23 protein-coding genes are annotated in these 24,431 nt (G+C 67.8%); 12 read left to right on the top strand and 11 right to left on the bottom strand.

The annotated features are described in order from the left end of the window. Positions 1-29 precede the first annotated feature (29 nt). The 4 genes from JNB_RS13735 to JNB_RS13720 are packed head-to-tail and all read right to left on the bottom strand — an operon-like array spanning position 30 to position 4,282. Positions 30-1,352, bottom strand: a complete 1,323-nt coding sequence (locus JNB_RS13735; RefSeq protein WP_009777094.1) for an AAA family ATPase — start codon at positions 1,350-1,352, stop codon at positions 30-32. 45 nt (positions 1,353-1,397) lie between these two features. Continuing rightward, positions 1,398-2,345, bottom strand: coding sequence for an aldo/keto reductase (locus JNB_RS13730; protein ID WP_009777093.1), 948 nt, complete (start codon positions 2,343-2,345; stop codon positions 1,398-1,400). 54 nt (positions 2,346-2,399) lie between these two features. Next, positions 2,400-3,608: a cell wall metabolism sensor histidine kinase WalK gene (locus JNB_RS13725; RefSeq protein ID WP_083784489.1), complete on the bottom strand. Its 1,209-nt coding sequence runs from the start codon at positions 3,606-3,608 to the stop codon at positions 2,400-2,402. Further along, on the bottom strand, positions 3,605-4,282 hold the full coding sequence (locus JNB_RS13720) for a response regulator transcription factor (RefSeq protein WP_009777091.1): 678 nt from the start codon (positions 4,280-4,282) through the stop codon (positions 3,605-3,607). The genes JNB_RS13725 and JNB_RS13720 overlap by 4 nt, the downstream gene beginning before the upstream one ends. Before the next feature lie 61 nt (positions 4,283-4,343). Between JNB_RS13720 and JNB_RS13715 the strand changes: the two genes are divergently transcribed. From JNB_RS13715 to JNB_RS13680, 8 genes are all read left to right on the top strand, one after another. Next, positions 4,344-5,810 (top strand): ferric reductase-like transmembrane domain-containing protein, encoded by a 1,467-nt coding sequence (locus JNB_RS13715; protein WP_009777090.1) that lies wholly within the window; start codon positions 4,344-4,346, stop codon positions 5,808-5,810. Next, a complete protein-coding gene (locus tag JNB_RS13710; RefSeq protein ID WP_009777089.1) occupies positions 5,807-6,322 on the top strand; it encodes an FMN-binding protein in 516 nt (171 codons plus the stop codon). The genes JNB_RS13715 and JNB_RS13710 overlap by 4 nt, the downstream gene beginning before the upstream one ends. Positions 6,323-6,628: 306 nt before the next feature. Next, positions 6,629-7,936, top strand: a complete 1,308-nt coding sequence (locus JNB_RS13705; protein ID WP_148232436.1) for a NarK/NasA family nitrate transporter — start codon at positions 6,629-6,631, stop codon at positions 7,934-7,936. A gap of 20 nt (positions 7,937-7,956) precedes the next feature. Beyond that, positions 7,957-11,688 (top strand): nitrate reductase subunit alpha, encoded by a 3,732-nt coding sequence (locus JNB_RS13700; protein ID WP_009777087.1) that lies wholly within the window; start codon positions 7,957-7,959, stop codon positions 11,686-11,688. Continuing rightward, positions 11,688-13,337, top strand: a complete 1,650-nt coding sequence (gene narH, locus JNB_RS13695) for a nitrate reductase subunit beta (RefSeq protein WP_009777086.1) — start codon at positions 11,688-11,690, stop codon at positions 13,335-13,337. Before JNB_RS13700 ends, narH begins: the two co-directional genes overlap by 1 nt. Then, positions 13,334-14,059 (top strand): nitrate reductase molybdenum cofactor assembly chaperone, encoded by a 726-nt coding sequence (gene narJ / locus JNB_RS13690; protein WP_009777085.1) that lies wholly within the window; start codon positions 13,334-13,336, stop codon positions 14,057-14,059. Before narH ends, narJ begins: the two co-directional genes overlap by 4 nt. Next, complete coding sequence (gene narI / locus JNB_RS13685; RefSeq protein ID WP_009777084.1) at positions 14,056-14,784, top strand: respiratory nitrate reductase subunit gamma; 729 nt, start codon at positions 14,056-14,058, stop codon at positions 14,782-14,784. The genes narJ and narI overlap by 4 nt, the downstream gene beginning before the upstream one ends. A gap of 93 nt (positions 14,785-14,877) precedes the next feature. After that, positions 14,878-15,210 (top strand): LuxR family transcriptional regulator, encoded by a 333-nt coding sequence (locus tag JNB_RS13680; RefSeq protein ID WP_009777083.1) that lies wholly within the window; start codon positions 14,878-14,880, stop codon positions 15,208-15,210. Positions 15,211-15,646: 436 nt separating this feature from the next. Here the strand turns inward: JNB_RS13680 and JNB_RS13675 are convergent, their stop codons facing one another. The 5 genes from JNB_RS13675 to dnaB all read right to left on the bottom strand — a co-directional run bounded on the left by JNB_RS13675 (position 15,647) and on the right by dnaB (position 19,052). After that, positions 15,647-16,033: a hypothetical protein gene (locus JNB_RS13675; protein ID WP_009777081.1), complete on the bottom strand. Its 387-nt coding sequence runs from the start codon at positions 16,031-16,033 to the stop codon at positions 15,647-15,649. After that, positions 16,030-16,374 (bottom strand): hypothetical protein, encoded by a 345-nt coding sequence (locus JNB_RS13670; protein ID WP_009777080.1) that lies wholly within the window; start codon positions 16,372-16,374, stop codon positions 16,030-16,032. Before JNB_RS13670 ends, JNB_RS13675 begins: the two co-directional genes overlap by 4 nt. Then, the gene (locus JNB_RS13665) at positions 16,371-16,643 is read right to left on the bottom strand and encodes a hypothetical protein (protein WP_009777079.1); all 273 of its coding nucleotides are present in this window, start codon (positions 16,641-16,643) and stop codon (positions 16,371-16,373) included. Before JNB_RS13665 ends, JNB_RS13670 begins: the two co-directional genes overlap by 4 nt. Before the next feature lie 146 nt (positions 16,644-16,789). Further along, on the bottom strand, positions 16,790-17,467 hold the full coding sequence (locus JNB_RS13660) for a hypothetical protein (RefSeq protein WP_148232435.1): 678 nt from the start codon (positions 17,465-17,467) through the stop codon (positions 16,790-16,792). A gap of 211 nt (positions 17,468-17,678) precedes the next feature. Continuing rightward, positions 17,679-19,052 carry a replicative DNA helicase gene (dnaB, locus tag JNB_RS13655; protein WP_009777077.1) on the bottom strand — a complete coding sequence of 458 codons (1,374 nt, stop codon included), beginning with the start codon at positions 19,050-19,052 and terminating at the stop codon, positions 17,679-17,681. A 415-nt stretch (positions 19,053-19,467) separates the two neighbouring features. Between dnaB and JNB_RS13650 the strand changes: the two genes are divergently transcribed. Further along, the gene (locus tag JNB_RS13650; RefSeq protein ID WP_009777076.1) at positions 19,468-20,253 is read left to right on the top strand and encodes a thioesterase family protein; all 786 of its coding nucleotides are present in this window, start codon (positions 19,468-19,470) and stop codon (positions 20,251-20,253) included. On the opposite strand, the gene JNB_RS13645 is transcribed toward JNB_RS13650, so the two are convergent. Then, positions 20,250-20,525, bottom strand: a complete 276-nt coding sequence (locus JNB_RS13645) for a DUF2277 domain-containing protein (RefSeq protein WP_009777075.1) — start codon at positions 20,523-20,525, stop codon at positions 20,250-20,252. The genes JNB_RS13650 and JNB_RS13645 overlap by 4 nt on opposite strands. A gap of 69 nt (positions 20,526-20,594) precedes the next feature. Here JNB_RS13645 and JNB_RS13640 point away from each other — a divergent pair, with 69 nt between their 5' ends. Together JNB_RS13640 and JNB_RS20605 are read left to right on the top strand one after the other, a co-directional pair. Beyond that, positions 20,595-20,948 (top strand): YidH family protein, encoded by a 354-nt coding sequence (locus tag JNB_RS13640; protein WP_040883827.1) that lies wholly within the window; start codon positions 20,595-20,597, stop codon positions 20,946-20,948. A 2-nt stretch (positions 20,949-20,950) separates the two neighbouring features. Beyond that, positions 20,951-21,280: a DUF202 domain-containing protein gene (locus JNB_RS20605; protein ID WP_050766623.1), complete on the top strand. Its 330-nt coding sequence runs from the start codon at positions 20,951-20,953 to the stop codon at positions 21,278-21,280. Here JNB_RS20605 and JNB_RS13630 read toward each other — a convergent pair. After that, positions 21,277-23,004 (bottom strand): Coagulation factor 5/8 type domain-containing protein, encoded by a 1,728-nt coding sequence (locus JNB_RS13630; RefSeq protein WP_083784488.1) that lies wholly within the window; start codon positions 23,002-23,004, stop codon positions 21,277-21,279. The two genes, JNB_RS20605 and JNB_RS13630, sit on opposite strands and share 4 nt — an antisense overlap. A gap of 61 nt (positions 23,005-23,065) precedes the next feature. Here JNB_RS13630 and JNB_RS13625 point away from each other — a divergent pair, with 61 nt between their 5' ends. Beyond that, complete coding sequence (locus JNB_RS13625) at positions 23,066-24,427, top strand: MATE family efflux transporter (protein WP_009777071.1); 1,362 nt, start codon at positions 23,066-23,068, stop codon at positions 24,425-24,427. Positions 24,428-24,431: the final 4 nt, after the last annotated feature.

Genomic DNA, 24,431 nt, shown 5'->3' with positions numbered 1-24,431 from the left:
GCCTCCGACGGGGCAAGGGGGCCAGATCACTAGCGGCGACTGCCCCAGTTCCAGGTCGGGGTCGTGAGCAGCCCCTGACCCTCGACAAAGGTCTCCCCGAGGTCCTTGACGAGGGTCACCCGGCGAGCCGGCGAGCCCAGGCCGATCGCGGACGACTCGTCGTCATCACCGCCGTCGTCGTCGCTCACCCGCAGCAGCTGCGCGAGCGCTTCCGAGTGCGACACGACCATGATCTGGCTGCGGTCCGCGGCAGCCGTGATGAGGCGAGCCAGCGGCGGCAGGAGGTCTGGGTGGAGTGAGGTCTCTGGCTCGTTGAGCACCATGAGTGGCGGCGGGTCGACCGTGAGGAGCGCGGCGGCGAGGCAGAGGTAGCGCAGCGTTCCGTCGGACAGCTCGGCCGCGGCGAGCGGTCGCAACATCCCCGGCTGGTGGAGGTGGACGTCGAAGCGCCCGTCGACCACGGGCACGTCGAGGGTCGCCCCCTGGAAGGCGTCGGCCACGGCGGCATCGAGGCCTGACCGGCCGTTCTCGCGGATGGTCTGCAGCGCAGCCGCGAGGTCTGAGCCGTCGTCCGCGAGCACTGGCGTCCGGGTGCCGATGTGCGACTGTCGTGCCGGCGCGGCAGCGTCGGCTCGGAACCCGTCGTAGAACCTCCACCCCTGGATGAGTCGCCGCACCTGCAACAGCTCCGGAGCACGGTCAGGGTCGGCGAGCTCGGTCAGCATCGACTCCCACGGTCGCAACGAGCGCGTCAATGGTGTCCACCCGCGCGTGCGCCCCGGCGTTGACTCGGAGGGTTCGGGGTCGGACTCCCAGCCGGCCTCTCGGCCGATGTCCCAGTCGTCAGTTCCCCCGCCACCCTGCCCGATGCCAGTCTCGCCGCGGACCTCAACGCTGCCCCAACGTCGGCGCACGAGAACGGTGTTGGGCCGCATCACCGGACCAGCCCACACGATCTCGCGCTTGATCTCCGGATCGCGCAGGAACGCCGAACCCTGCGCCCCGGACTCCTGCACGGGAAGACCCAGGTCGACCAGGTAGCCGATGTCCTCGCTCGCAAAGCCCAGCCGAAGACTGACAGGACCCTTGCGCACGGTCCCCTCAACGGCGTGGCCCTGCTTTCGGGCTCCACTCAGCGTGGCCGGACCCGCCCACAGTGCTGACTGCAGGCCACCCTCGCGCGCCAGCGTGCCGACGGCGTCGCCGCGCCCGCAGCCGGCGAGCAGTCGGAGGCTGCGATAGAGGCTCGACTTGCCCGCCCCGTTGGCGCCGGTGACGACGTCGAGGCCGTGCAGCGGCACGACGACGTCACGCAGCGAGCGATATCCCGAGACGGCGACGGCGGTGAGCACGAACCCGAACGTAGGCTGCGCCACTGACACCCGGGTGGATCATCGCTAGGGCGCGGGGAGTGCAGCCAGCTGGGCCTGCTCGTCCTGGCTGAGCACCACCGAGGGCGCTGCGAGGAGCTCGTCGAGTTGGTCCGTCGACGTGGCCGAGACCAGTGGGGCGGTGACCGTCGGCTGTTGCATCAACCAGGCCAGCGCCACGGTGGCCGGTCGGGCGTCTTGGGAGACTGCGATGGCCTCAAGCGTGTCGAGGAGTCCCTGGCCGGCGGGGTTCAGCATCGGCAGCACTCCGGCCCCTCGGGCTCGGCCCTCGGTGCTGGCCTCGGTGCGGTACTTGCCGGACAGGAAGCCGCCGCCGAGAGCCCGGTAGGGCAGGACCGCCAGTTGCTCGGCGGTCGCGATCGGCACGAAGTCGGTCTCGAACGGTTCCCGATGCGCGAGGCTGTAGTGGGGTTGAAGGGCGACCGGGGCCACGTGTCCACCCGCCTGTGCGGCACCGATCCAGTCCTGCACCGTGTTGGCCGAGAAGTTCGACAGCCCGACCGCACCGATCTTGCCGGCGTGGACCAGGGCGTCGAACGCCGCGGCGCTTTCGTCGACGGATGTCTGCGGGTCCTCGTAGTGGGCGAAGTAGAGGTCGACGTGATCGGTGCCCAGTCGGCGCAACGACTCCTCGATCGCACCGCTCACGGCGGCGGCCGACAGGCCCTCGAAGCGAGGGTGGTTGCCCATCTTCGTCGCGATGACCACCTGGTCGCGGGTGCCTCGGTCACGCATCCATTTGCCGAGAACGGTTTCCGCCGCTCCGTCGGAGTAGGTGTCAGCGGTGTCGATCAGGGTGCCGCCGGCGTCAAGGAACGCATCGAGGATCCGGTATGCCGTGGGCTCATCAATCGTGCGTCCGAAGACATTCGTCCCCAAACCGATGGGGAGAGTGAGGTCGTGACCCCAGATGGGGGCGTGGACGGGTTCAGGGTCTGGGGCGATGCTCGACATGGGCCGAGGCTGCCACAGCCGTGCGACAGCGCCCGCGAGTCGCGAGCCGGAGAGTCAGGCTTCGGCGGGCAGGGCGATGATGAACGTGGCGCCACCGCCGGGCGTCTCATCCACGAGCAGTCTCCCGCCGTGCGAACGGACGATCTGCGTCACGAGCGCCAGTCCGAGCCCGACCCGGCGTCCACCCTCTCCGGGGCGGGAACGGGCGAACCGCTGGGTGATGCGGGTGAGGTCCTCGGCTCCCACTCCCTGACCGTGGTCGATGATCGCGAGGCGGGGCCCGTCGACTGAGTTCTCGACCCTCACGAGGACCTCCCCCAACTGGGGCGAGTGGGCGATCGCGTTGTCGATGAGCGCCACGAGAGCGCGGCGCAAGCTGGTGCGCACACCAAGGACGCGCACCGCGTCTCCCGGCAGTTGGCTGGACAGGGTCACGGACTGACTCACGGCATACGCCTCAAGGCTCTGCACGACTTCGGCGGCCAGAGCGGTCAGGTCCACCGACTCTGCAGCGATGGGCGCGTGCTCCAGCTGAGCGGACAGCAGGAGGTCCGAGACGACCTCACCCATGGCACGCGTGTCGTCGACGAGCTGGTCCACCTCACGACGATGGGCGGGGTTCGCCTCGGCAGAGAGGTGCCGCTGGACCATCTGGGCGCGGGTGCTGACGACGGCGAGGGGGGTCCTCAGCTCGTGGCTGGCGTCCGCGACGAACTGCCGCTGCAGCTCGAGGGCGGTTGCGAGAGGACGCACCGCGCGGCGACCGGCGATGAGACCGACGCCTCCCGCGAGAAGGATCCCGAAGCCTCCCGCGAGGAGGGCCGAGCGGATCAACCGCGACTCCTCCTCGCGGTGCAGGGCAATGTCGTAGACCGCGACGAAGGTGCTGCCGGAGTGCTCCGACACCGCCACGGGATAGGCACCGGACGAGGTCTTGACCCGGGTGGTGGTCGACCTCGGCGTGACCAGCTCGGGGGCGTCGAGGATGAAGTCGGGCGTGCCCGGAGTGGCTGCCCGACCCTTCGTGCCGATCTCGATGAGCCAGATGCCGGGTGGAGCATCGGCGGTGTCGTCCGCGGCCAGGGCCGACGCCTGCACCCGTGCGCGCGTCTCCGCCGACTGCTCCCGGTCGAAGAGCAGGATCGCCCCCACCGTGACGAGAACGACAAGGACGAGCGATGCCGCCCCCACGGTCAGGGCGACAGACCGAGCCGCCCGCCGCACCGGATCACGTTGCGTACCAACGACTTTCGGGTCCGTCATGCTCGGCCCAGCCGATAGCCGACACCATGGACGGTCTCGATGGTCTCCTTGCCAAGCTTGCGCCGCAGGTAGTAGACGTAGGTGTCGACCGCCCCCTCCGTCTCGGCATTGTCGAAGGCCATGCCCAGGAGGTCCTCCCGGCTGAACACCTGCTTCGGCCGGCGCGCCAAGGTCTCCAGGAGCAGTGCCTCGCGACGGGACAGGAGGACCTCCGAGTCGCCGTCGAGGACCCGGCTCTCGCCGACGATGAGACGACGCGACCCGACCGGCAGCTCCACCGCGTCCTCACTCGTCGCCGTGCGTCGCAACAGCGCGCGCAGCCGGGCGAGCAGCTCCTCGACCTCGAACGGTTTGACGAGGTAGTCCTGCGCCCCCGCATCCAGACCCTCCACCCGATCCGTGAGCGTGCCCCGCGCGGTGAGGACGAGCACCGGGGTGGCGATGCCCTGGCGCCGCAGTCGGCGCACGAGGTCCACCCCTTCGATCGCCGGCAGCCCGCGGTCCACGACCAGCGCATCCCACGAACGCACGAGACCCAGGTGGAGGCCAGCCTGACCATCGTCGGCGACGGTCACGGCATACCCCTCCTCCTCCAGAAGGTCGCGGAGCATGCCGGACAGGTCGGGGTCGTCCTCGACGAGGAGGACCCGGGAACCGATCGGCGGCGTGGTCACGCTGTCAGCCTGCCAGTCGGGCCTCAGAACTTTCTGAGATGGCGCAGGAAGCATCACTGCCATGACGATCCGTGCAGTTGCACCCAGTCCCCAGACGGGGCGGCGTTCCGGCGCGACGGTTCGCGCGGCCCTGCGCCGCGGCGTCCGCCACCGACAGTGGCAACGACGCACCGCAGACCTCCTCGAGACCGTCGCCGTCGTCAGCCTCGTCGCGATCGTCGCGGTGTTCCTGCGCGACGGCGGGAGCGCGGACCTGCTCAGCGGCGACACCGCCACCGTCCTCACGGCGTGTGGTCGGCTCACCGGACTCGTCGTCGTCGACCTGCTCCTCCTCCAGTTCCTGCTCGCTGCCCGGGTGCCGTGGATCGACCGCGCCTACGGCATCGACCGCGCCCTGAAAGCACACCGAGTCCTCGGGCGGATCAGTCTTCCACTCGTCCTCATCCACATGGAGACCTTGGTCCTTGCGTATGCCGTCCAGGCGCACCTTTCGCCGTGGCTGGGTTGGGCTGTGGAGCCCTTCCGGATGCTGTCCGAGGTGCCCGACATGCTCACCGCGTTTGCCGGCACGGTGCTGATCGTCGCGGTCGCCGTCACGTCCGTGCGCATTGCCCGGCGCAGGATGTCGTACGAACGGTGGCACCTGGTGCACCTCACGGCATACGCAGCGGTGGGTCTGTCCATCCCGCACCAGCTGTCGATCGGGTCGGACCTCACGCGCAACGGTGCGGTGAAGGCGTACTGGATCGCGCTCTATGTCCTCGTCGCGGCGAGCGTCGTCTGGTGGCGGATCCTCGTCCCGACGATCCGCACGCTCTGGCACGGGATGCGGGTCGAGTCCGTCACGGAGGAGCTGCCGGGCACGTGGTCGGTGCGGATCACCGGCCGGAACCTGGATCGGCTGCCGGCACGGTCCGGGCAGTTCCTCGGCTGGCGCTTCCTCAGCCGCGGACTGTGGACCACGGCCCACCCGTGGTCGTTGTCGTCGATGCCGGATGGGCGCCACCTCCGGATCACGGTGCGCGACCTCGGCGACCACTCGCGCCTGCTCGCCGACCTGCAGCCCGGGACCCGGGTCGCCGTCGAAGGGCCCTATGGCGCCTTCACGACCGCTGTCCGCACCCATCACCGGGTCCTGCTCGTCGCGGCCGGCATCGGGGTGACACCGGTTCGGGCGGTCCTCGAGGAACTCGTGCGGCACCACACCGCCGCGCCCGGCCATGTCACCGTCATCGTCCGCGTCGACGACGTCGACCTCATCCCTCTGCGGGAGGAACTGGAGCACCTGACGTCGGTCGGCGGACACCAGCTGCACCTCCTGGCGGGTCCACCGGTGGCTGGTTCGTGGCTGCCGTCGGATCTGCCGGGTGGTGATGACGCCGCGCGCGTTCGCGAGCTGGTTCCGGACCTCTACCTGCACGACGTCTATGTGTGCGGGCCCCCGCCGTGGATGACGCTCGTGCACCACTCACTGCGCAAGGCAGGGCTTCGGCGAGGCCAGGTCCACGACGAAAGGTTCGGCTGGTGAGGATTCGCACCGGGGTCGCCGTCGGTCTGGGAAGTGCCGCGGTCGTCGGCCTGTCCTGGGTCTCCGGGTTGGAGCCGCGGCAGCTCCCCATCACGGCTGGCGCGCAGGTGGAGCAGTCGGCCGTGGTCGTCCCGGCCAGCCCTGCTACCCCGTCGAGCTCCGCCCCGCCCACCCGGTCACGCACGTCAACGCGGCCCTCCGCCTCGGCTCCTCCCTCCGCACCCAAGGTCGTCTCGGGCACGGTGAAGGGTGCCGTCATCCGCACCCAGTACGGCCCGGTGCAGATTCGACTCAGCTATTCGGGCAAGCGGATCACGGACATCCAGCCGCTGCAGCTCACCGACAGCTCGGGGACCTCTGTGCGGATCAGCAACCGGGCCGCGCCGATCCTTCGCCGCAAGGCCCTGGCCGCTCAGTCGGCCCAGGTCGACATGGTGTCCGGAGCGTCGTACACGAGCTCGGCCTACCTGCAGAGCCTGCAGTCGGCCATCGACGCCGCCCACCTCGGCTGAGCCCCCACAGCTCCTGCCGTCACGCAGAGACTTTCGGTATGCCGCCCACGCACCTTCGGCTCGTGGGCACAGAGGTGGGCGGACGGCATACCGACAAGGTTTTCGCGGAGCGAGCCAGCAGGCGTCGTCTCACCGGACCAAGGACGAGACCGGCGAACCCCCGACGACCTCATGGGGGTCGGGACCTTTGGCCCTGACGGCATCTCCCTGAACACGATTGCCTTGGTTGCGCACGGCACCTCCCCACCGGGTGTTCGGTCACGAGCGCCGGATGGGGTCCGACCCACGCCCGAAAGGCCGCAACCGATGAGCCCGCACATTGCCAAACCGGACGCAGGAGTCCATGGTGGGCCGGGAGAGCCCGGACGGGAGGCGACGATCGTGACGAACGTCTTGGCGCCCGTCACGAAGACTCCGACGGCCACCAGATCGCCTTGGGTCATGCTGGCCATGGCGACCATCGGCTTTGCGGTGAACTTCTGGGCCTGGGCCCTGGTCAGTCCGCTCGGCCCGCTCTTCCGGACCACCGGAGCCCTGGGCAACCTCACCGAGTCCGACGTGGCACTCCTCGTCGCCGTCCCGGTGATCGTGGGCTCCCTCGGCCGCATCATCGTCGGGGGACTGACCGATCGGCTCGGCGGCCGGGTCATGTTTCCCATCATCTCGGGGGTGACCATCGTCCCCACCCTGTTCATCGCGTTCTTCGCCCTCGACTCCTACGCCCTGCTCCTCGTGGGCGGGTTCTTCCTCGGGATCGCCGGGACCGCCTTCGCTGTCGGCGTCCCCTTCGTCAATGCCTGGTTCCCGCCCGAGAAGCGCGGCCTCGCCATCGGCATCTTCGGCGCTGGCATGGGCGGCACCGCGATCAGTGCCCTGACCACCGTCAAGCTCACGGAGGGGCTGGGCGGGAAGTCACCCTTCCTCATCACCTCGGTCGTCCTTGCCGTGTATGCCGTGACGGCTTGGCTCGTCCTTCGCGATGCACCGGGTCGGGTCGTGCCCACCACGTCGTTGGCGTCGCGGATCTCGGCCAACTCCCGGCTCCCCATCACCTGGCAGGCCTGCCTGCTGTATGCCGTTGCCTTCGGTGGTTACGTCGCGTTCTCGGTCTATCTGCCGGCATACCTCAAGACCGCTCATCAGCTCACCCCGGCAAGCGCGGCCAACCGCATGGCCGGCTTCGTCCTGGTTGCCGTCCTCATGCGTCCCGTCGGAGGTTGGCTCGCTGACAGGTTCGGTGCGATCCCGGTGCTGGCCACCGGTTTCGGCGTCGTGGTCGTGGGCGCAGGCATCTCAGCGGGCACACCACCACTTCAGGGGATCGGCACGATCGCGTTCCTGGCCATGGCCGCCGCCCTCGGCTCCGGGAGCGGCGCCACTTTTGCCCTCATCGCCAAGGTCACAGAGCCCTCCCGCGTCGGAGGTGTGACCGGACTCGTGGGCGCCGCCGGAGGCCTCGGTGGCTTCGTCCCGCCGCTGATCATGGGATATGTCTACGGCCGCACGGACTCCTACGCCATCGGTCTCTGGATGCTGTGCGTCACCGCTGCTCTCGCCCTGGTCCTCACCGTCACCGTCGTCCGACGAACCGTCCAGGAACAGGAAACTCAGTGAGCCCCTCCCAGAAGAACTCCATGTCCGGCATCGCAATGGACGGCTCCTTCACGGAGTCACTCGTCCGCAGCAGGAGGTTCTTCACCAAGGGGACGGTGTCAGACGACCTTCGGACCATCTCGCAGGTCGGGGGGCGGGAGGCCGACGACTTCTACCGTGACCGGTGGAGCCACGACAAGGTCGTGCGGTCCACCCACGGCGTGAACTGCACCGGCTCGTGCTCGTGGAAGGTCTACGTCAAGGACGGGATCATCACCTGGGAGACCCAGCAGACCGACTATCCCTCCGTCGGCCCGGACTCGCCCGAGTACGAGCCGCGCGGTTGCCCGCGTGGCGCGGCGTTCTCCTGGTACACCTACTCCCCCACTCGGGTTCGCTACCCCTACGTCCGCGGCGTCCTGCTCCAGATGTTTCGTGAGGCAAAGGCCCAGCACGATGGCGATCCAGTCCGGGCGTGGGAGCACATCGTCGAGAACCCGCTGCGGGCCAAGGCCTACAAGTCAGCGCGCGGCAAGGGAGGCCTGGTCCGGGCGACCTGGGACGAGGCCAGCGAGATCATCGCCGCGGCGCACGTCCACACGATCAAGAAGTACGGCCCGGACCGGATCGCCGGCTTCTCGCCCATCCCCGCGATGTCGATGGTCTCCCACGCCTCCGGTGCCCGGTTCGTGAACCTCATCGGCGGTTCCATGCTCAGCTTCTATGACTGGTACGCAGACCTGCCTGTCGCGTCGCCGCAGGTCTTCGGCGACCAGACTGACGTCCCCGAGTCCGGTGACTGGTGGAATGCCGGCTACCTCATCATGTGGGGGTCCAACCTCCCGGTCACCCGCACACCGGACGCGCACTGGATGGTCGAGGCCCGCTACCGCGGCCAGAAGGTCATCGCCGTCGCCCCCGACTACGCGGACAACGTGAAGTTCGCGGACGAGTGGCTGGCCGCGAAACCCGGCACCGACGCGGCCCTGGCCATGGCCATGGGTCATGTCGTGCTCAGGGAGTTCTTCGTCGACCGACAGACGCCCTACTTCACCGAGTACGTGAAGTCCTTCACCGACCTCCCTCACCTGGTGCGCCTCGAGCAGTCGGCTGACGGCGAGTACACCGCTGGCAAGTTCCTCACCGCCGCAGACCTCGTCGACCACTGCGACGAGGAGAACGCTGCCTTCAAGACCGTGCTCATCGACTCCACCACCGGTGAGGCTGTCGTGCCCAACGGATCCCTGGGTCACCGCTATGGCGAGGCCGGGGTGGGCAAGTGGAATCTTGACCTCGGCGAGGTCAGCCCTGTTCTCTCGCTTCTGGACTCCGCCTCCGAATCGGTCGTCGTGCGCATGCCGCGCTTCGACACCCCTGATGGTGCAGCCGCCGATCTGCCCCGAGGGGTGCCGGTGCGCCTTGTGGATGGTCACCTGGTCACCACGGTCTTCGACCTCCTGCTCGCGCAGTACGGCGTCGGTCGATCGCACCATGGCCAGCCGCTCCCGGGGGCCTGGCCCACGGGGGACAACAAGGGGTACGACGACGCGCAGGCGCCCTACACCCCCGCGTGGCAGGAGGCGATCACCGGTGTGCCGGCGGCAACTGCCGCCCGGATCGGGCGTGAGTTCGCGCAGAACGCCGAGGAGTCCAAGGGCCGATCCATGATCGTCATGGGCGCCGGAACCAACCACTGGTTCCACTCCGACACGATCTACCGCGCCTTCCTCACCCTCACCAACCTCACGGGTTGCCAAGGAGTGAACGGCGGCGGCTGGGCGCACTACGTCGGTCAGGAGAAGGTCCGCCCGATCACGGGCTACACCCAGATCGCCAATGCTCTTGACTGGAACCGTCCGCCGCGCAACATGATCCAGACCGCCTACTGGTATCTCCACACCAACCAGTTCCGCTACGACCAGTTCGGCGCCGACACACTCTCCGCCACCACCGGCAAGGGCCAGCTCGCGGGCAGGTCCACCGCCGACGTCATCGCCCAGAGCGCGCGCATGGGGTGGATGCCGTCGTATCCCACGTTCGACCGCAACCCCCTCGACCTCAGTGACGACGCCGCGGCCGCAGGCAAACCCGTCGGTGAGTACGTCGTCGAGCAGCTCAAGTCGGGCGAGCTGGACTTCGCCGGCGAGGACCCCGACGCACCCACCAACTACCCGCGGATCCTGTCGATCTGGCGGGCCAACCTGCTCGGCTCGTCCGGGAAGGGCAACGAGTACTTCCTCAAGCACCTGCTCGGAACCGACTCCTCGGTCCGTGCCACCGAGACACCCGAGGCACAGCGTCCCGTCGACGTCACCTGGCGCGACGAGGCACCCGAGGGCAAGCTCGACCTGCTGATGACGATCGACTTCCGCCAGACGAGCACGACGATCTTCTCCGACGTCGTCCTCCCGGCGGCCACCTGGTACGAGAAGCACGACCTCAACACCACGGACATGCACCCGTTCGTGCACTCCTTCAACCCCGCCATCGCGCCGCCCTGGCAGACCCGCACCGACTGGGACGCCTGGCAGACGATCGCCGAGAAGTTCAGCGAGCTCGCCGCCACCCATCTCGGTGTCCGCAAGGACGTGGTGGCGGTGCCGCTCACACATGACACCCCGGACGCGATGGCCAACCCGCACGGCGTCGTGCGCGACTGGAAGAAGGGCGAGTGCGAGCCGATCCCGGGGGTCACCATGCCCAAGCTGGTCGAGGTCGAGCGCGACTACGCCGCGGTGGCGCAGAAGATGAACGCGCTCGGGCCACTGGTGGACACCCTCGGCGCAACCACCAAGGGCGTCACCTTCGAGCTGAGCAAGCAGGTCGACTACCTCCGGGCCAAGAACGGGACCGTGCGTGGCGGGGTGGCCGACGGCCGACCGTCGCTCAAGAAGGACGTCAACGTCTGCGAGGCGATCCTCGCCCTGTCCGGAACGACCAACGGGCACCTGGCGACCCAGGGTTTCAGGACCCTCGAGAAGCGCACCGGCGTCCAGCTCGCCGACCTCGCGCAGGAGCACGAGGGCAAGCAGATCACCTTCGCCGACACCCAGGGGCCGCCTGTCCCGGTCATCACCTCGCCGGAATGGTCGGGCTCGGAAACGGGTGGGCGGCGCTACTCCCCGTTCACCATCAACGTCGAGCGCAAAAAGCCTTGGCACACCCTGAGCGGGCGGATGCACTTCTACCTGGACCACGACTGGATGACCGAGCTCGGTGAGGGCCTGCCGGTGTACCGACCTCCGCTGAACATGGCGGCACTGTTCGCTGAGCCCGCTCTCGGCACCGTGTCCGACGGATCGGCCGGACAGGTCGAGGGGCTGACCGTGCGCTACCTGACACCGCACAACAAGTGGTCGATCCACTCGGAGTACCAGGACAACCTCTTCATGCTCTCGCTGTCGCGCGGCGGGCAGAACATCTGGATGAGCGACCGGGACGCCGCCAAGGTCGGCATCGCGGACAACGACTGGATCGAGGCGGTCAACCGCAACGGCGTCGTGGTGGCCCGGGCGATCGTCTCGCACCGCATGCCCGAAGGCACGGTGTACATGTACCACGCGCAGGACCGGCTGATCGACGTACCGCTGGCCGAAACGTCAGGCAAGCGGGGCGGCATACACAACTCACTGACACGGCTGCTCGTGAAGCCGTCCCACCTGATCGGGGGCTACGCCCAGCTGACCTTTGCCTTCAACTATCTCGGCCCCACCGGCAACCAACGTGACGAGGTCACCATCATTCGCAAGCGAAGCCAGGACGTGACGTACTGATGAAGGTCATGGCGCAGATGGCGATGGTCATGAACCTCGACAAGTGCATCGGTTGCCACACGTGCTCGGTCACGTGCAAGCAGGCGTGGACGAACCGCTCGGGCACCGAGTACATCTGGTTCAACAACGTCGAGACCCGGCCAGGTCTCGGCTACCCGCGCACGTACGAGGACCAGGAGAAGTGGAAGGGCGGCTGGGAGCTCACCAAGGGCGGCCGCATGAAGCTCAAGGGCGGCGGACGCCTGAAGAACCTCATGACGATCTTCTCCAACCCCAAGCTGCCCTCGATCGGTGAGTACTACGAGCCGTGGACCTACGACTACTCCACCCTCACGGACGCGCCGGCCCAGGAGCACACCCCGGTGGCTCGACCGAAGTCGCTGATCAGTGGCAAGAACATGAAGATCGAGTGGTCGGCGAACTGGGACGACGACCTCGGTGGCTCCACCACCACGGCTCACCGTGACCCGATGCTCGCGAAGATCGCCGACAGGGTGAAGTTCGAGTTCGAGCAGACCTTCATGTTCTACCTGCCGCGGATCTGCGAGCACTGCCTCAACCCTTCGTGCGCTGCGTCGTGCCCCAGCGGCGCGATCTACAAGCGCGAGGAGGACGGCATCGTCCTGGTCGACCAGGACAAGTGCCGTGGCTGGCGCAAGTGCGTCTCGGGCTGCCCCTACAAGAAGATCTACTTCAACCACCGAACCGGCAAGGCCGAGAAGTGCACGTTCTGCTTCCCGCGCATCGAGGTCGGCCTCCCGACGGTGTGTGCCGAGACCTGCGTGGGCCGGCTGCGCTACATCGGCCTGATGCTCTACGACGCCGACAAGGTGCTCGCCGCAGCCTCGACCACCGACGACCACGGGCTCTATGAGGCCCAGCGCGACGTCTTCCTCGACCCGTTCGACCCAGAGGTGATCCGCGAGGCGGAGAAGGCCGGCATCGCCCGTGACTGGATCGACGCGGCCCAGCGCTCCCCCATCTACGCCCTCATCAACACGTTCAAGGTCGCGTTGCCGCTGCACCCGGAGTACCGCACCATGCCCATGGTCTGGTACATCCCGCCGCTGTCGCCGGTCGTCGACGTCGTCGCCGAGACCGGAGAGGACGCCGAGGACAAGGGCAACCTCTTCGCTGCAATCGACGCACTCCGGATCCCCGTCGAGTACCTCGCCGAGCTCTTCACGGCGGGCGACGTCGCACCGGTCGACGCCGTGCTCAAGAAGCTCGCGGCGATGCGTTGCTACATGCGCGACATCAACATGGGACGCGACCCAGACGCCTCCATCCCTGCCGCGGTCGGGATGAGCGAGGAGGAGATGTACGACATGTACCGCCTCCTCGCGATCGCCAAGTACGACGAGCGTTACGTCATTCCGGCTGCGCACGCCGAGCAGGCGCACTCGCTGGAGGAGCTGTCCACGGAGTGCTCCGTCTCGGAGTACGGCGGCGGGCAGCAGGACCTGTTGGGCGAGGGCTCCGGCAAGCCGACGCCGATCGCGGTCGAGAACTTCGAGATGCTTCAGGCTCGGCAGACCTCGGACTCCCTGACCGGCCCCGCGAACAGGGCCAGCCGAGTGAACCTGCTCAACTGGGATGGCAAGGGCTCACCTCCCGGGATGTTCCCTCCGACCGGCTTCGACTCATGAGCGGCCGACGACCGGACCCGACCCTGACACCGGACCAGCTCACCATCGTGTGGCAGTCGGTCTCCCTCCTCCTGGACTACCCGGACCAGAGTCTGCTCGGCCGGGCGGACCTGCTCAGGTCGGCTTCCCACGGGGCGCCGCTCAGCATCGGGGACTCCATCCGGGCCTACCTCGACCACCTCGAGTCCACACCGCTTGCCGAACTCCAGGCCGACTACGTCGAGACCTTCGACAACCGGCGACGCTGCAACCTCTTCCTGACCTACTTCGCGCACGGGGACACCCGCAAACGCGGGATGGCGTTGCTGCGCTTCAAGCAGGTCTACCTGGGCGCCGGCTTCGAGCTCGACGATGCAGAGCTGCCCGACCACCTCTGTGTGGTGCTCGAGTTCGCCGCCACCGTCGACCAAGGGCTCGGCCGCGACCTCATGCTCGACCACCGAGCGGGCCTGGAGCTCCTGCGCATCTCACTGCGGGACCTGGCTTCCCCCTGGGCCGGCCTGATCGACGCGGTGACGGCAACGCTGCCGCCACTTCGCGGTGAGGAGCGGGATGCAGTCCGGCGGCTCGCGGCCGAGGGCCCGCCGGAGGAAGAGGTCGGGCTCGCCCCCTTTGCCAACCCGCAGTTCAGCCCCGGCACGCCCACGGGTGGCCCACCAGCTGCTGCTGCACCCTCCTCCATCTCGCTGCCCATGCCGTCGTTCCCGGGAGCCCGCTCATGAACGACTTCCTCTTCGTCATCTTCCCGTATCTCTGCCTGACGACCTTCGTGGTCGGGCACCTGTGGCGCTACCGGTACGACAAGTTCGGCTGGACCACAAGGTCCTCCCAGCTCTATGAGAACCGGCTGCTGCGGATCGGCAGTCCCCTCTTCCACTTCGGGATGCTCGGGGTCGTTGCCGGCCACATCATCGGCCTGCTCGTGCCTCAGTCGTGGACGGACTGGGCCGGCATCAGCGAGCACGCCTACCACGTGGTCGCCGTCGGTGGCGGCCTCCTTGCCGGAGTGATGACCGTGGTCGGCATGGTCATCCTGATCTACCGACGACGCACCGTCGGCCCGGTCTTCTCGGCCACCACGGTGATGGACAAGGTGATGTACGCCTTCCTCGCAGTCGTCATCGTGCTGGGTATGTGGAACACCATCGCCGGTTCGATCCTGACGATCGGCGGCGAGTACAACTACCGCGAGGGCGTGTCCGTCTGGTACCGGTCCTTCCTGGCCTTCCAACCCGACGCCGACCTGATGGCGGCTGCACCCCTGGGATTCCAGCTGCACGCCCTCGTCGCCTTCGGGCTGTTTGCCCTGTGGCCCTTCACCCGCCTGGTGCACGTGTTCAGCGCGCCAGTCGGGTACCTCACCCGCCCCTACATCGTCTACCGCAGCCGCGACGACACCCAGCTCGGAAGCCACCGGCCACGACGCGGCTGGGACCGCGTGCGCTGAAGTGCGACAGGGCAGCTGGTGCCGGGGGCGAGCGTCAACCGCCGAACCCCTCGTCCGCACCCACGCATTGACCATCCACGAACGAGGAGACCCATGCACAAGGAATCGCTGAGCGCCCTGGTGCGAGAGCACCTTGAGATCGCTGCGACCGCGTCGAGCGGTCGCAGCGCCCACACGATCTACGGAGGACACGACCGCAGCCTTCGGCAGACTCTCATCGCGCTTCGTGCCGGGTCGAGGCTGGACGAGCACGAGAACCCGGGCGAGGCGACCCTGCACGTCCTGCACGGACGGGTCGCGCTGGTCGCCGTGGACACCAAGTGCGACGGCACACCGGGCGACCTGATGACCATCCCCGACTCGCGTCACGCCCTGGAGGCCATCGAGGACTCCGCCGTGCTCCTGACGGTGGCCATGCGCATCTGAAGACTGCCCCTGCGCGCGGGGCGCGCAATTCGTGAAGCGACATGTCACTGTTACCGCTCGCGTCGCGGGGTGTCACCGGTGACACCTCCTGACGCTTGTCCACAGGGCCTGCCGTGGCGCTGGCCGTCCGATGGAGATCTCCGGGACCCGGAACACGTCGATGGTGGCGGCGCTGCTCACCGTTGGGTCGATGGCTTGTTCGCTTGGCCCCAGTCCGAATTCGTGGGAGCCGAAACGGAAGCCGTCAGGTCTGATTCGGACGCTATGACCCTGTCGTACACGTCGATTTCGTAGTCCTAGTAGGCATCGACGTGAGCGGTTCTCAGGTCCGTTCGGAGAACGACCAAGATCACCGAGCAGACCAGGGTCGCCTCGTTGCGGCCGACCGCGTCCTGGTCGAAGAGGTAGGAGGCCCTGCGCGGGCTGACAGGAGCCGTCATTCGTCACTGAGGAGTAGCACGTGGTGGCGCCCGGTCAAGGCCTTCCACAGGGTTGCACGGTAGGGCTGGGCGCCTGGAGCGTCGGCGGGAGCCTTCCAGTCGTCGGCGTCTTCGAAGTCGAAGCGGACCCGTTCCCACACTGCCGCAGTGTTGGCCGGGTCCACCCATTCGACGCCGCACCCACATGGCTTGACCGCGAACGGGATCTGGCCGCGTCGGACGAAGCGCTTGACCTCCTTCGCTGGCATGTCCCATTCCACGCGCTCGTATTCGGTGCCATCTGGGTCGAAGAGTCGACCGCCGCCGGGACCCCAGAGCAGGCGCGGCGCCTTGCGCTGACCCGTCGCCTTGGTCGGGCGGGCCCGGCCTTTGGGCTTGCTCATGGGTGTGCTGTTCCTTGTCGTTCTGTGCCGGTATCGAAGAACCGGTCGACGTACGCGTCGGGGTGGAGGTCGCTGTCTCGCATCAGGCTAAAGATCTCCGCTCCATGACCCGGCGGGTCGGCGAGGACGTATGCCTGAGCGAGGCCGACGAACTCGGCGTCACCATCGGTCGCGTGCGTGTCGGCTTCACGTTCGGCTGCCTCGATGGCGCGGTCGGCGTCGGTTTCTTGCCAGATCGTGACGCGCTCCTCGTAGACCTGCGCCCCGTCCCCTGCGGTCGACCGGAAGATGCAGCGGACCGCGATCCAGCCACTCGACTCAATGGGCGTCTCCGTGGTCACCGGTCTGCCTGCCTTTCCTTCTTACGGTCGTGGTGCTTGCCGCGGATCTTGCTGACCAGCGACGGTTTGGAGGCGGTCGGCGGGCGCCCGAGGTAGGCGATGGTGAGCCAGATCAGGAGGAACGCTCCGGCGAGCGCGGCGAGCCCGCGCAGGAGCACCCACCAGGGGGTTGCCGTCGTGAAGTCGTGAGCGGCTTGGCCGAACCCGTAGAGGATCCCGATGAGGATGAGGAGGCTTGGCCTGATCGGGTCATGGTTCGAGTCGGTCAACCTGCGGCGTGGGGCTTCGGTCAGTTGCCAGTACAGGCTCGACGGCGTTATTCGCGACGAGGGGCGCTCATGCCGCGACGCTCTGCTGTCCCGGTTGGGCCCTCCCGGTCCATGCTCGCCCTTGGGAATGCGTTCGGGTTCAGCGCTCATGAACGACTCCGCTTGCCGGTAGTGGCAACGCGTTCCCGGTGCCCAGCCTCGTGCTGAGCGCGGCGTACGCGTCCCCGCCTGATCTGCCAACTGAGGCGCACCCCGTTCAAGATCAGGAGAACACCCAATGCGGTGAGCCCGCCAATGCCGAGCGTGAGCCCAATCTCAGGGTCGTTGTTGTCCCCGGTCCAGTAGTCGTAGTCGTCCTTGGCCATCGCGCTGACGATTGCGCCGTCGTCGCTGCGCTGGACTCGAACGGTCAGTGGCGGTTCGTAGCCAGTGACCGATGTCGGGTCCTGCCATCCATTCCGGATGTCTTCGTAGATCGAGTCCGATTCTGCGTTGACGTTCTCAAGATCAACCTGGTCGCGAGTGCCGTCCAGGCGCACCCGGACACCATCCACTTCGGAGTAGCCGCCGCCTTTGCCGCTGACGTAGTCGATGCGGACCTGCACTTCCTGAGCGGTCACCCATTCGCCGTGCGGCTGGAGGGCTCGCGCCTGATTCCGGTCGTGCAGGTCGATCGGGAAGAACACGAATCCGAAACCTGCCACGAACACGCACAAGCCGATCAGCCACGAAATCCCTTCCGTGGCGTCCGCAACCCACTCCCCGGCCCTGGCAGCCCAACCCGGCATGGACTGGGTTCGGCGCGGGCGACGATCAGCGGTCACCCGAACATTGTCAGCGATATGGCCGGACACATGAGGCGTTCCTTGTTGTCCCTGTGGACAAACGACACGAGGTGTCACCGGTGACACCTCATGTCACTTATCCACAATCAGCGGTGACACTCATACGTCGCAACCGGTGACACTTCCGTGTCGTCACTGGTGACACTCGATGTCGCGAGCGGTGACACTCCGGTGTCGCTACACACGTGGGTCAGAAGCCGCCGTCGCGGGCCATGTTGCTGAAGCGGCTGTAGTGGCCCTGGAAGGCCAGAACGATGTCGGCGGTCGGGCCGTTTCGGTGCTTGGCCACGATGACGTCGGCCTCACCGTCACGCTCGGGGTCGGAGCGGTCGCGGTGGAGCAGGATCACCATGTCGGCATCCTGCTCGATCGAGCCTGACTCGCGAAGGTCGCTCATCTGGGGGCGCTTGTCGGTGCGCTGCTCAGGGCCACGGTTCAGCTGGGAGATCGCGATCACGGGGACCTCGAGCTCCTTGGCCAGGAGCTTGAGCGCACGCGAGAACTCGGCGACCTCCTGCTGGCGCGACTCGACCTTCTTGCCGGAGCTCATCAGCTGGAGGTAGTCGATGATCACCATCCGCAGGTTGTGCTGCTGCTTGAGGCGGCGGCACTTGGAACGGATCTCCATGAGCGACATGTTGGGCGAATCGTCAATGAAGAGAGGGGCGTCCGAGATCTTGCCCATGACGCGCGCCAGCTTGTTCCACTGCTCCTGACCCTTGAGACCCTTGCGGAGGTCCTGGAGCTGGATGGTGGCTTCGGCCGACAGGATGCGCATCGTGATCTCGGTGCGGCTCATCTCGAGCGAGAACACGGCGGTCGCCATGTTGTGCTTGATCGCGGCCGCGCGAGCGATGTCGATTCCCAGGGTCGATTTTCCTACGGCTGGCCTGGCCGCGATGACGATCATCTGGCCCGGGTGGAGGCCATTGGTCAGCGTGTCGAGCTCGAGGAAGCCGGTCGGCACACCAGTCAGGTCGTCGGTGCGTCCAGCAGCGGCCTCGATCTCCTCCATCGTCGCGTTGAGGAGTTCGCCGAGCTGGTGGTAGTCCTCACCGCCGCGCTTCTCGGCGACGGAGTAGACCTCGGCCTGGGCACGGTTGACGATCTCGTCGACGTCACCTTCGCCCTGCCCGTAGCCCATCTGGACGATGCGTGTCCCGGCCTCGACGAGCCGGCGCAGGACGGCACGCTCGTGGACGATCTCGGCGTAGTAGCCGGCGTTCGCCGCGGTCGGCACCGACTGGATCAGCTGGTGGAGGTAGGCCTGCCCACCAACGCGCGTGAGGTCGCCACGCTTGTTGAGCTCATCGGCGACGGTGATGGCGTCGGCGGGCTCACCGCGGCCATAGAGGTCGAGGACCGCGTCATAGATGAGCTCGTGGGCCGGGCGGTAGAAGTCCGTGGACTTCGTGACCTCGAGGCAGTCGGCGATCGCGTCCTTGTTGAGGAGCATCGAGCCGAGCACGGACTGCTCGGCGCCGAGGTCCTGGGGAGGGAGCCTGTCGTCGGGAGGACCGTCGCTCGAGCCGGTGTAGCTGCTGCTGAGCTCTGCGATCGACACCCGCCGCCCCTCTCATCCCACACGTGAATTGCTGCCAAGACCCTTGGTATCAGCGACCTCTGACACAGGCCACGATCCCACGATCTGCACACCGTATGGCCCAATGTCCGACAGCACGAACCGACGGTGTGGACAACCTGTGGACAGAGGGTGGAAAACGCCCGAGGACGTTGTGCACAGCCCGTGGACAGTCCTGTGGATAGTCCTTGGGCTAGTCCCCTCGCAGCCCTCTGACCTGCGGTTTTGTCGTGCACGGGGTGTGAGCAAAAGAAACTTTCGGGCGTGTCTCATCCACATGAGCCGCGTCACGTAGCCCGCCCCCCACCCGGCCTAACCAGCGGTTTCTGGCCCCCCCTACCCTCCAGTAGCCCCGACCAGCCGTGATGCCGTACCCCACGTGCAGCAAGATCGACACATGGCCTATTTCGAACGCACCGGCCCCACCACATTCCGAGCCACCGAACACACCGGCGGCGCCTGGACCCTGGACGAGCAACACATCGCACCAGCCCTCGGACTGCTCGCCCACGTCGTCGAGATCGACCGGGACGAGCGACGCGACGAGAATCCGGCGAACGCCCTCCCCCTCGCGCGCCTCTCCTACGACATCCTCGGCACCCTGCCCATCGGCGAGGTCGAGACCACCGTCACCGTTCGCCGCCCGGGTCGCACCATCGAGCTCGTCGAAGCCATTCTCAGCCACGGTGCTCGACCGGCCGTCATCCTGCGCGCCTGGCTCCTCCAGCCCCGCGACACCAGCGCCGTCGCCGGCTCCGCCACCCCGAGCATCCCCAGCCCCGAGGACACCCCACCCTGGGACCCCACCACGGTCTGGCCCGGCGGCTTCATCAAGACCGCTCACCTGCGCCGCCGACAGACCGAACCCGGCCGGGCCCGCTTCTGGGTCCGCACCGACGAGCCCCTCGTCGCCGACGAACCCGTCTCATCGACCTCCGCGTTCATCGGTGTCCTCGACATCGCCAATGGGATGACCGTGCGCGAGGACCCCACGAAGGTCGCGTTCCCCAACCTCGACCTCACGGCTCACCTCGTCCGGGCACCCCGCGCTGGCTGGGCCGGCTTCGACACCACCGTCACGTTCGGCGATGACGGCATCGGACTCACGAGCAGCGTCCTGCACGACGAGGACGGCCCGATCGGTTCGCTCAACCAGATCCTCACCGTCCGCCCGAACTCCTAACCGGCGCGGCCGTACCTCTCCGCCGAGCGCGCCCTCGCCTTCGCCGCCTCGACCTCACGGTCCTTGGGCGGTGCAGCGGTGACGAGGTGGTTCAACAGGTGCTGGGTCGCATCGGCGACCTCACGCACCGCAGCGTCGAACGCCTCCTGGTTCGCCTGCGAAGGCTTGGTCGACCCACTCACCTTGCGCACGTACTGGAGCGCTGCGGCATACACCTCGCTGTCCGTGGCGGGGGGCTCGAAGTTGTGCAACTGACGGATGTTTCGGCACATGCCTTCAGCGTATGCCGGTCTGCTGACGACCAAAAGGACCTCACCTTCCGCTGTCGCTAGGGTCAGGGCATGGCAGAAACTCCCCGGCGCGTGCTCGGCCCTGGCACCGAACCCGACCCCCGGTTCACGCTGGCCAACGAACGCACGTTCCTCGCGTGGATCCGCACCGGCCTCGCCCTCATCGCCGGGGCCGTCGCGATCGAGGGGTTCAGCATCAACCTCGACGAGACCGTGCGCGGCATCCTCGCGATCCTCCTCATCCTCGTCGGCGCCACGGTGGCCATCGGGGCGGGAGTGCGTTGGCTGCGAGTCGAGCAAGCCATGCGTCAGGGTCGGCCGCTCCCCTTCCCGACCCTCATCCCGTTCCTCATCATCGGGACCGTCGTCGCCACGATCGTCCTGCTCGTGCTCATCGTGAAGTGACGATGTCCGACCCGACGACGCCGCGCACCGACGACGGCCTGCAGCCCGAGCGCACCTCACTCGCCTGGCAGCGCACGGCCATCTCGTTCGTCGGTGCGTCGTTGTTGTTCCTGCGCTGGGCGACACACCAAGGACCCACGGTCGCCATCGTTGTGGCCATCGCCGCTGTCACCGCGACGTGGATGTTCTTCCACACCCGGACCCGACTGCGACGGATCGGTCGCTTCTTCCCTGCCCCGGGACTCGAGCCCGCGACGACCGAGGTCCTCGTCGTGTGCGCGGCGACGGCAGCCCTCGCCGTCGCCGCCCTCTGGATCACGCTGACGGCCTAGTGCCCGGCGGTGGCCGCCCACGTGTCGAGGTAGGACTCGGCGCCGGCCATGAGGTCGTCGACGAGCTCCTGGCCTCCGACGAGGCGCAGGTCCTCCACCCAGTCGGGTACCTGTCCGTAGTGCGCGACCCCGTCGACGTTGACGTCCCACGTGCGCTCTCCGGTCGTCTGGCGCGACAGCACCGACCCACCATCGACCGAGCGGAACGGATAGACCACCGGCCCGGCTGCCGACGTCGCAGCCCCGGCTCGCGGTGCGGGAGTCCCACCGAACCCATTCATGTCCATCCCGAACCCGTAGCCGACACCGAACCGGTCGCGCTGCGCCTTGGTGGCGCGCCAGTCGGCGACGAACTGCGTTGTGTCGTGCCCGTACTGGGTCGCGAACCCGCCGAGCGAGTACAGCCGCTCCACGTAGGAGGTGTCCATCCACGAGTGCGAGCTGAGGGCACCGGCATACCGGTTCTCCTCCAGGATCTGAAGGCTGCGCTCAGCGGCCTTGGCCGACATGTGGTCGAGCTCGACCATCATGTTGCGCGAGATCATGCCGCGCAGGGCGTACTCACCGAGCGACGACAACCCCCGCGGATTGCAGTGCGGCCCAGCGGGATACACCGGCACCACAGCCAACGGGAAGGCGATCGCGAGCTCCTTGGGCAGAACCCCGCCGATGACCGTGTGGTCCGGCACCTCACCGGCCTTGCACGTGCGCGGGTTCCACCACGTGCCGGTCGTGAGGAACTGCCCGAGGTTGACGATGAGCCCCGTCGTGCCCTCGTCGTAGCGCACCCCACAGAGCGCGTTGTCGAACTTGTGGCACAGGAACATCGAGGAGACGCCGAGCGCCTGGAGTTCGTCGAGTCCCCGGTCGATCTGCGCCTTGGTGCATCCGGGGATCGTGAGGAACTGCTTGCACCCGAACGGTTCCGACGTCTCGACCCCGAGGACGACCGCGAGCTTGCCCTGTTCGATGACCGACCGCGCCTGCTCCGGGTTCGTCACCACACGGAACCAGCCCTTACCGGTGCCGCCGTACTGCCCATCGATGAACGCCTCGAGCTGCCGGGTCCTGGCGGCCTCCCGCCGCACCGCGTCCATGTCGTTGCACGAGCTCTTGTTGGGCGGGTTGACGACGCCGTTGATGAGGCAGAGCCCGGAGTTGGACACGAGGTCGTTGACGAGGACCCGCTGCCCTCCGCGCCAGGCCCGCTCGACCCACTTGTAGTACATCTGCTGGTGCGTGAAGGAGTCGTATGCCGGCCAGAAGTTGAACGTCGGCCAGCCCACCGTGTCGTGACTCGCGAACGGGTTGCCGCCAAGTCGCGCGTTGGTGAGGTTCTCGATGAGCGCAAGGTTGCCGTTGGGCTGGTGGGCCGGGCAGTCCTGGAGTGCCGATGCGATGCCGTCGACGCTGAACGTCCTGCCGCACACCACGTTTCCACCGAAGCCCTCGTCACTGAACATGTGCGTGTGGGCGTCGACGAGGCCTCGGACCTCCCCGCCGCGACTGCCCTTGAAGGGCGCGCCGGTCACGTTGACCTGCGAGTCGGGTGTCTGCGGGTTGACCGGCTCCCACCACGCCGGGCCGGCAGCCGTGGCGGACGTGGCCGCGGTGGAGGCTCCCATGAGCGCGACGAGAGTTGCGAGCACCGCCGCGAGGACGGCATACCCACTGCGCCGCAGGCGACGAGAACGAGACGGGACAACGGGGCGGAACCTCGACATTGAGACCTCCAGCTGACGGTGGTTACTGAAGCGTAGCCACTTGTGCGGCTAGCGTCGCGGTGTGAGCCCGACCGAAGAGACCCCGAGCCAGCATCGGGAGGTCCTGCGACTCGCGCTCCCCGCGTTCCTGGCCCTCGTCGCCGAACCCCTGTTCCTCCTCGCGGACTCCGCGATCGTCGGCCACCTCGGTACCCCACAGCTCGCCGGCCTCGGGGTCGCGAGCGCGATGCTGCTGACCGCGGCCAACATCTTCGTGTTCCTCGCCTACGGCACGACGTCCGTGGTCGCACGCCAGCTGGGCGCCGGCAACCGCAACGGCGCGATCGCCGCGGGTATCGACGGCACCTGGCTCGCCGTCGGCCTCGGTGCCGTCACGGCAGTGCTCGTCGCCGTCTTTGCCGGCCCGATCTGTCGACTGTTCGGGGCTTCGCCCGAGGCACTCGGACACGCGGTCACCTATCTGCGGATCTCGGCCATCTCCATCCCCGCGATGCTCGTCGTCCTCGCCACGACCGGGGTGCTGCGCGGCCTCCAGGACACCAAGACGCCGCTGCTCGCGAGCGCACTCGGGTTCACCAGCAACATCGCCCTGAACTTCCTCTTCGTCTACGGATTCCATTGGGGCATAGGCGGATCCGCGCTCGGCACGGTCATCGCCCAGACCGGCATGGCGGTCGCCCTCGTCGCCGTCCTCATGCGTGAGGCAGCCCGCAACCACGTCACGCTGCGCGCCCACCCGGGCCGGATCCTCGGAGCCGCCCGCACCGGCGTGCCGCTCCTCATCCGCACCCTGGCCCTGCGCGCCGTGCTGCTCACGACGACCTGGGTCGCGGCCGGACTCGGTGACGTGCCGCTCGCCGCCTACCAGGTCTCGGCGGTCATCTGGAGCTTCCTCGTCTTCGCCCTCGATGCCATCGCCATCGCCGCGCAGGCCATCACGGGCAAGGCTCTGGGCGCGGGCGACCTCGCCCGAACCCGTTCTGCCACAACGTTGATGATCCGCTGGGGCGTCATCGGCGGCGTCGTCCTCGGCATTCTCCTGCTGCTGCTCCACACCACCCTGCCGCGTCTGTTCACGAGCGACCCAGCGGTGCAGTCGGCCATCGCGGCGGCGCTCATCATCGTCGCGTTGTCGCAGCCCTTGAGCGGTTTCGCGTTCGTCATCGACGGTGTCCTCATCGGCGCCGGGGACGGGCCGTGGCTGGCCCGCGCGATGCTCGCGAACTTCCTCGCCTACCTGCCGCTCATCCTCGGCGTGCACCTCATGGGCGACTGGCTCCTCGAGGACGGCAGCGTTCGCGGATCCAACAACGCGGTCACCTGGCTGTGGCTCGCGTTCACCGCGTTCATGGCCATCCGCGGCGTCCTCATGTGGGCCCGCGTCCGCACCGACAAGTGGATGGTCACCGGCGCCACCCGCTGAGGTG

The organism is Janibacter sp. HTCC2649 (assembly GCF_000152705.1).
GTDB lineage: Bacteria > Actinomycetota > Actinomycetes > Actinomycetales > Dermatophilaceae > Knoellia.
Note: the sequence above shows the minus strand (reverse complement) of the source record. Positions and strands in the feature narration are given on the sequence as shown.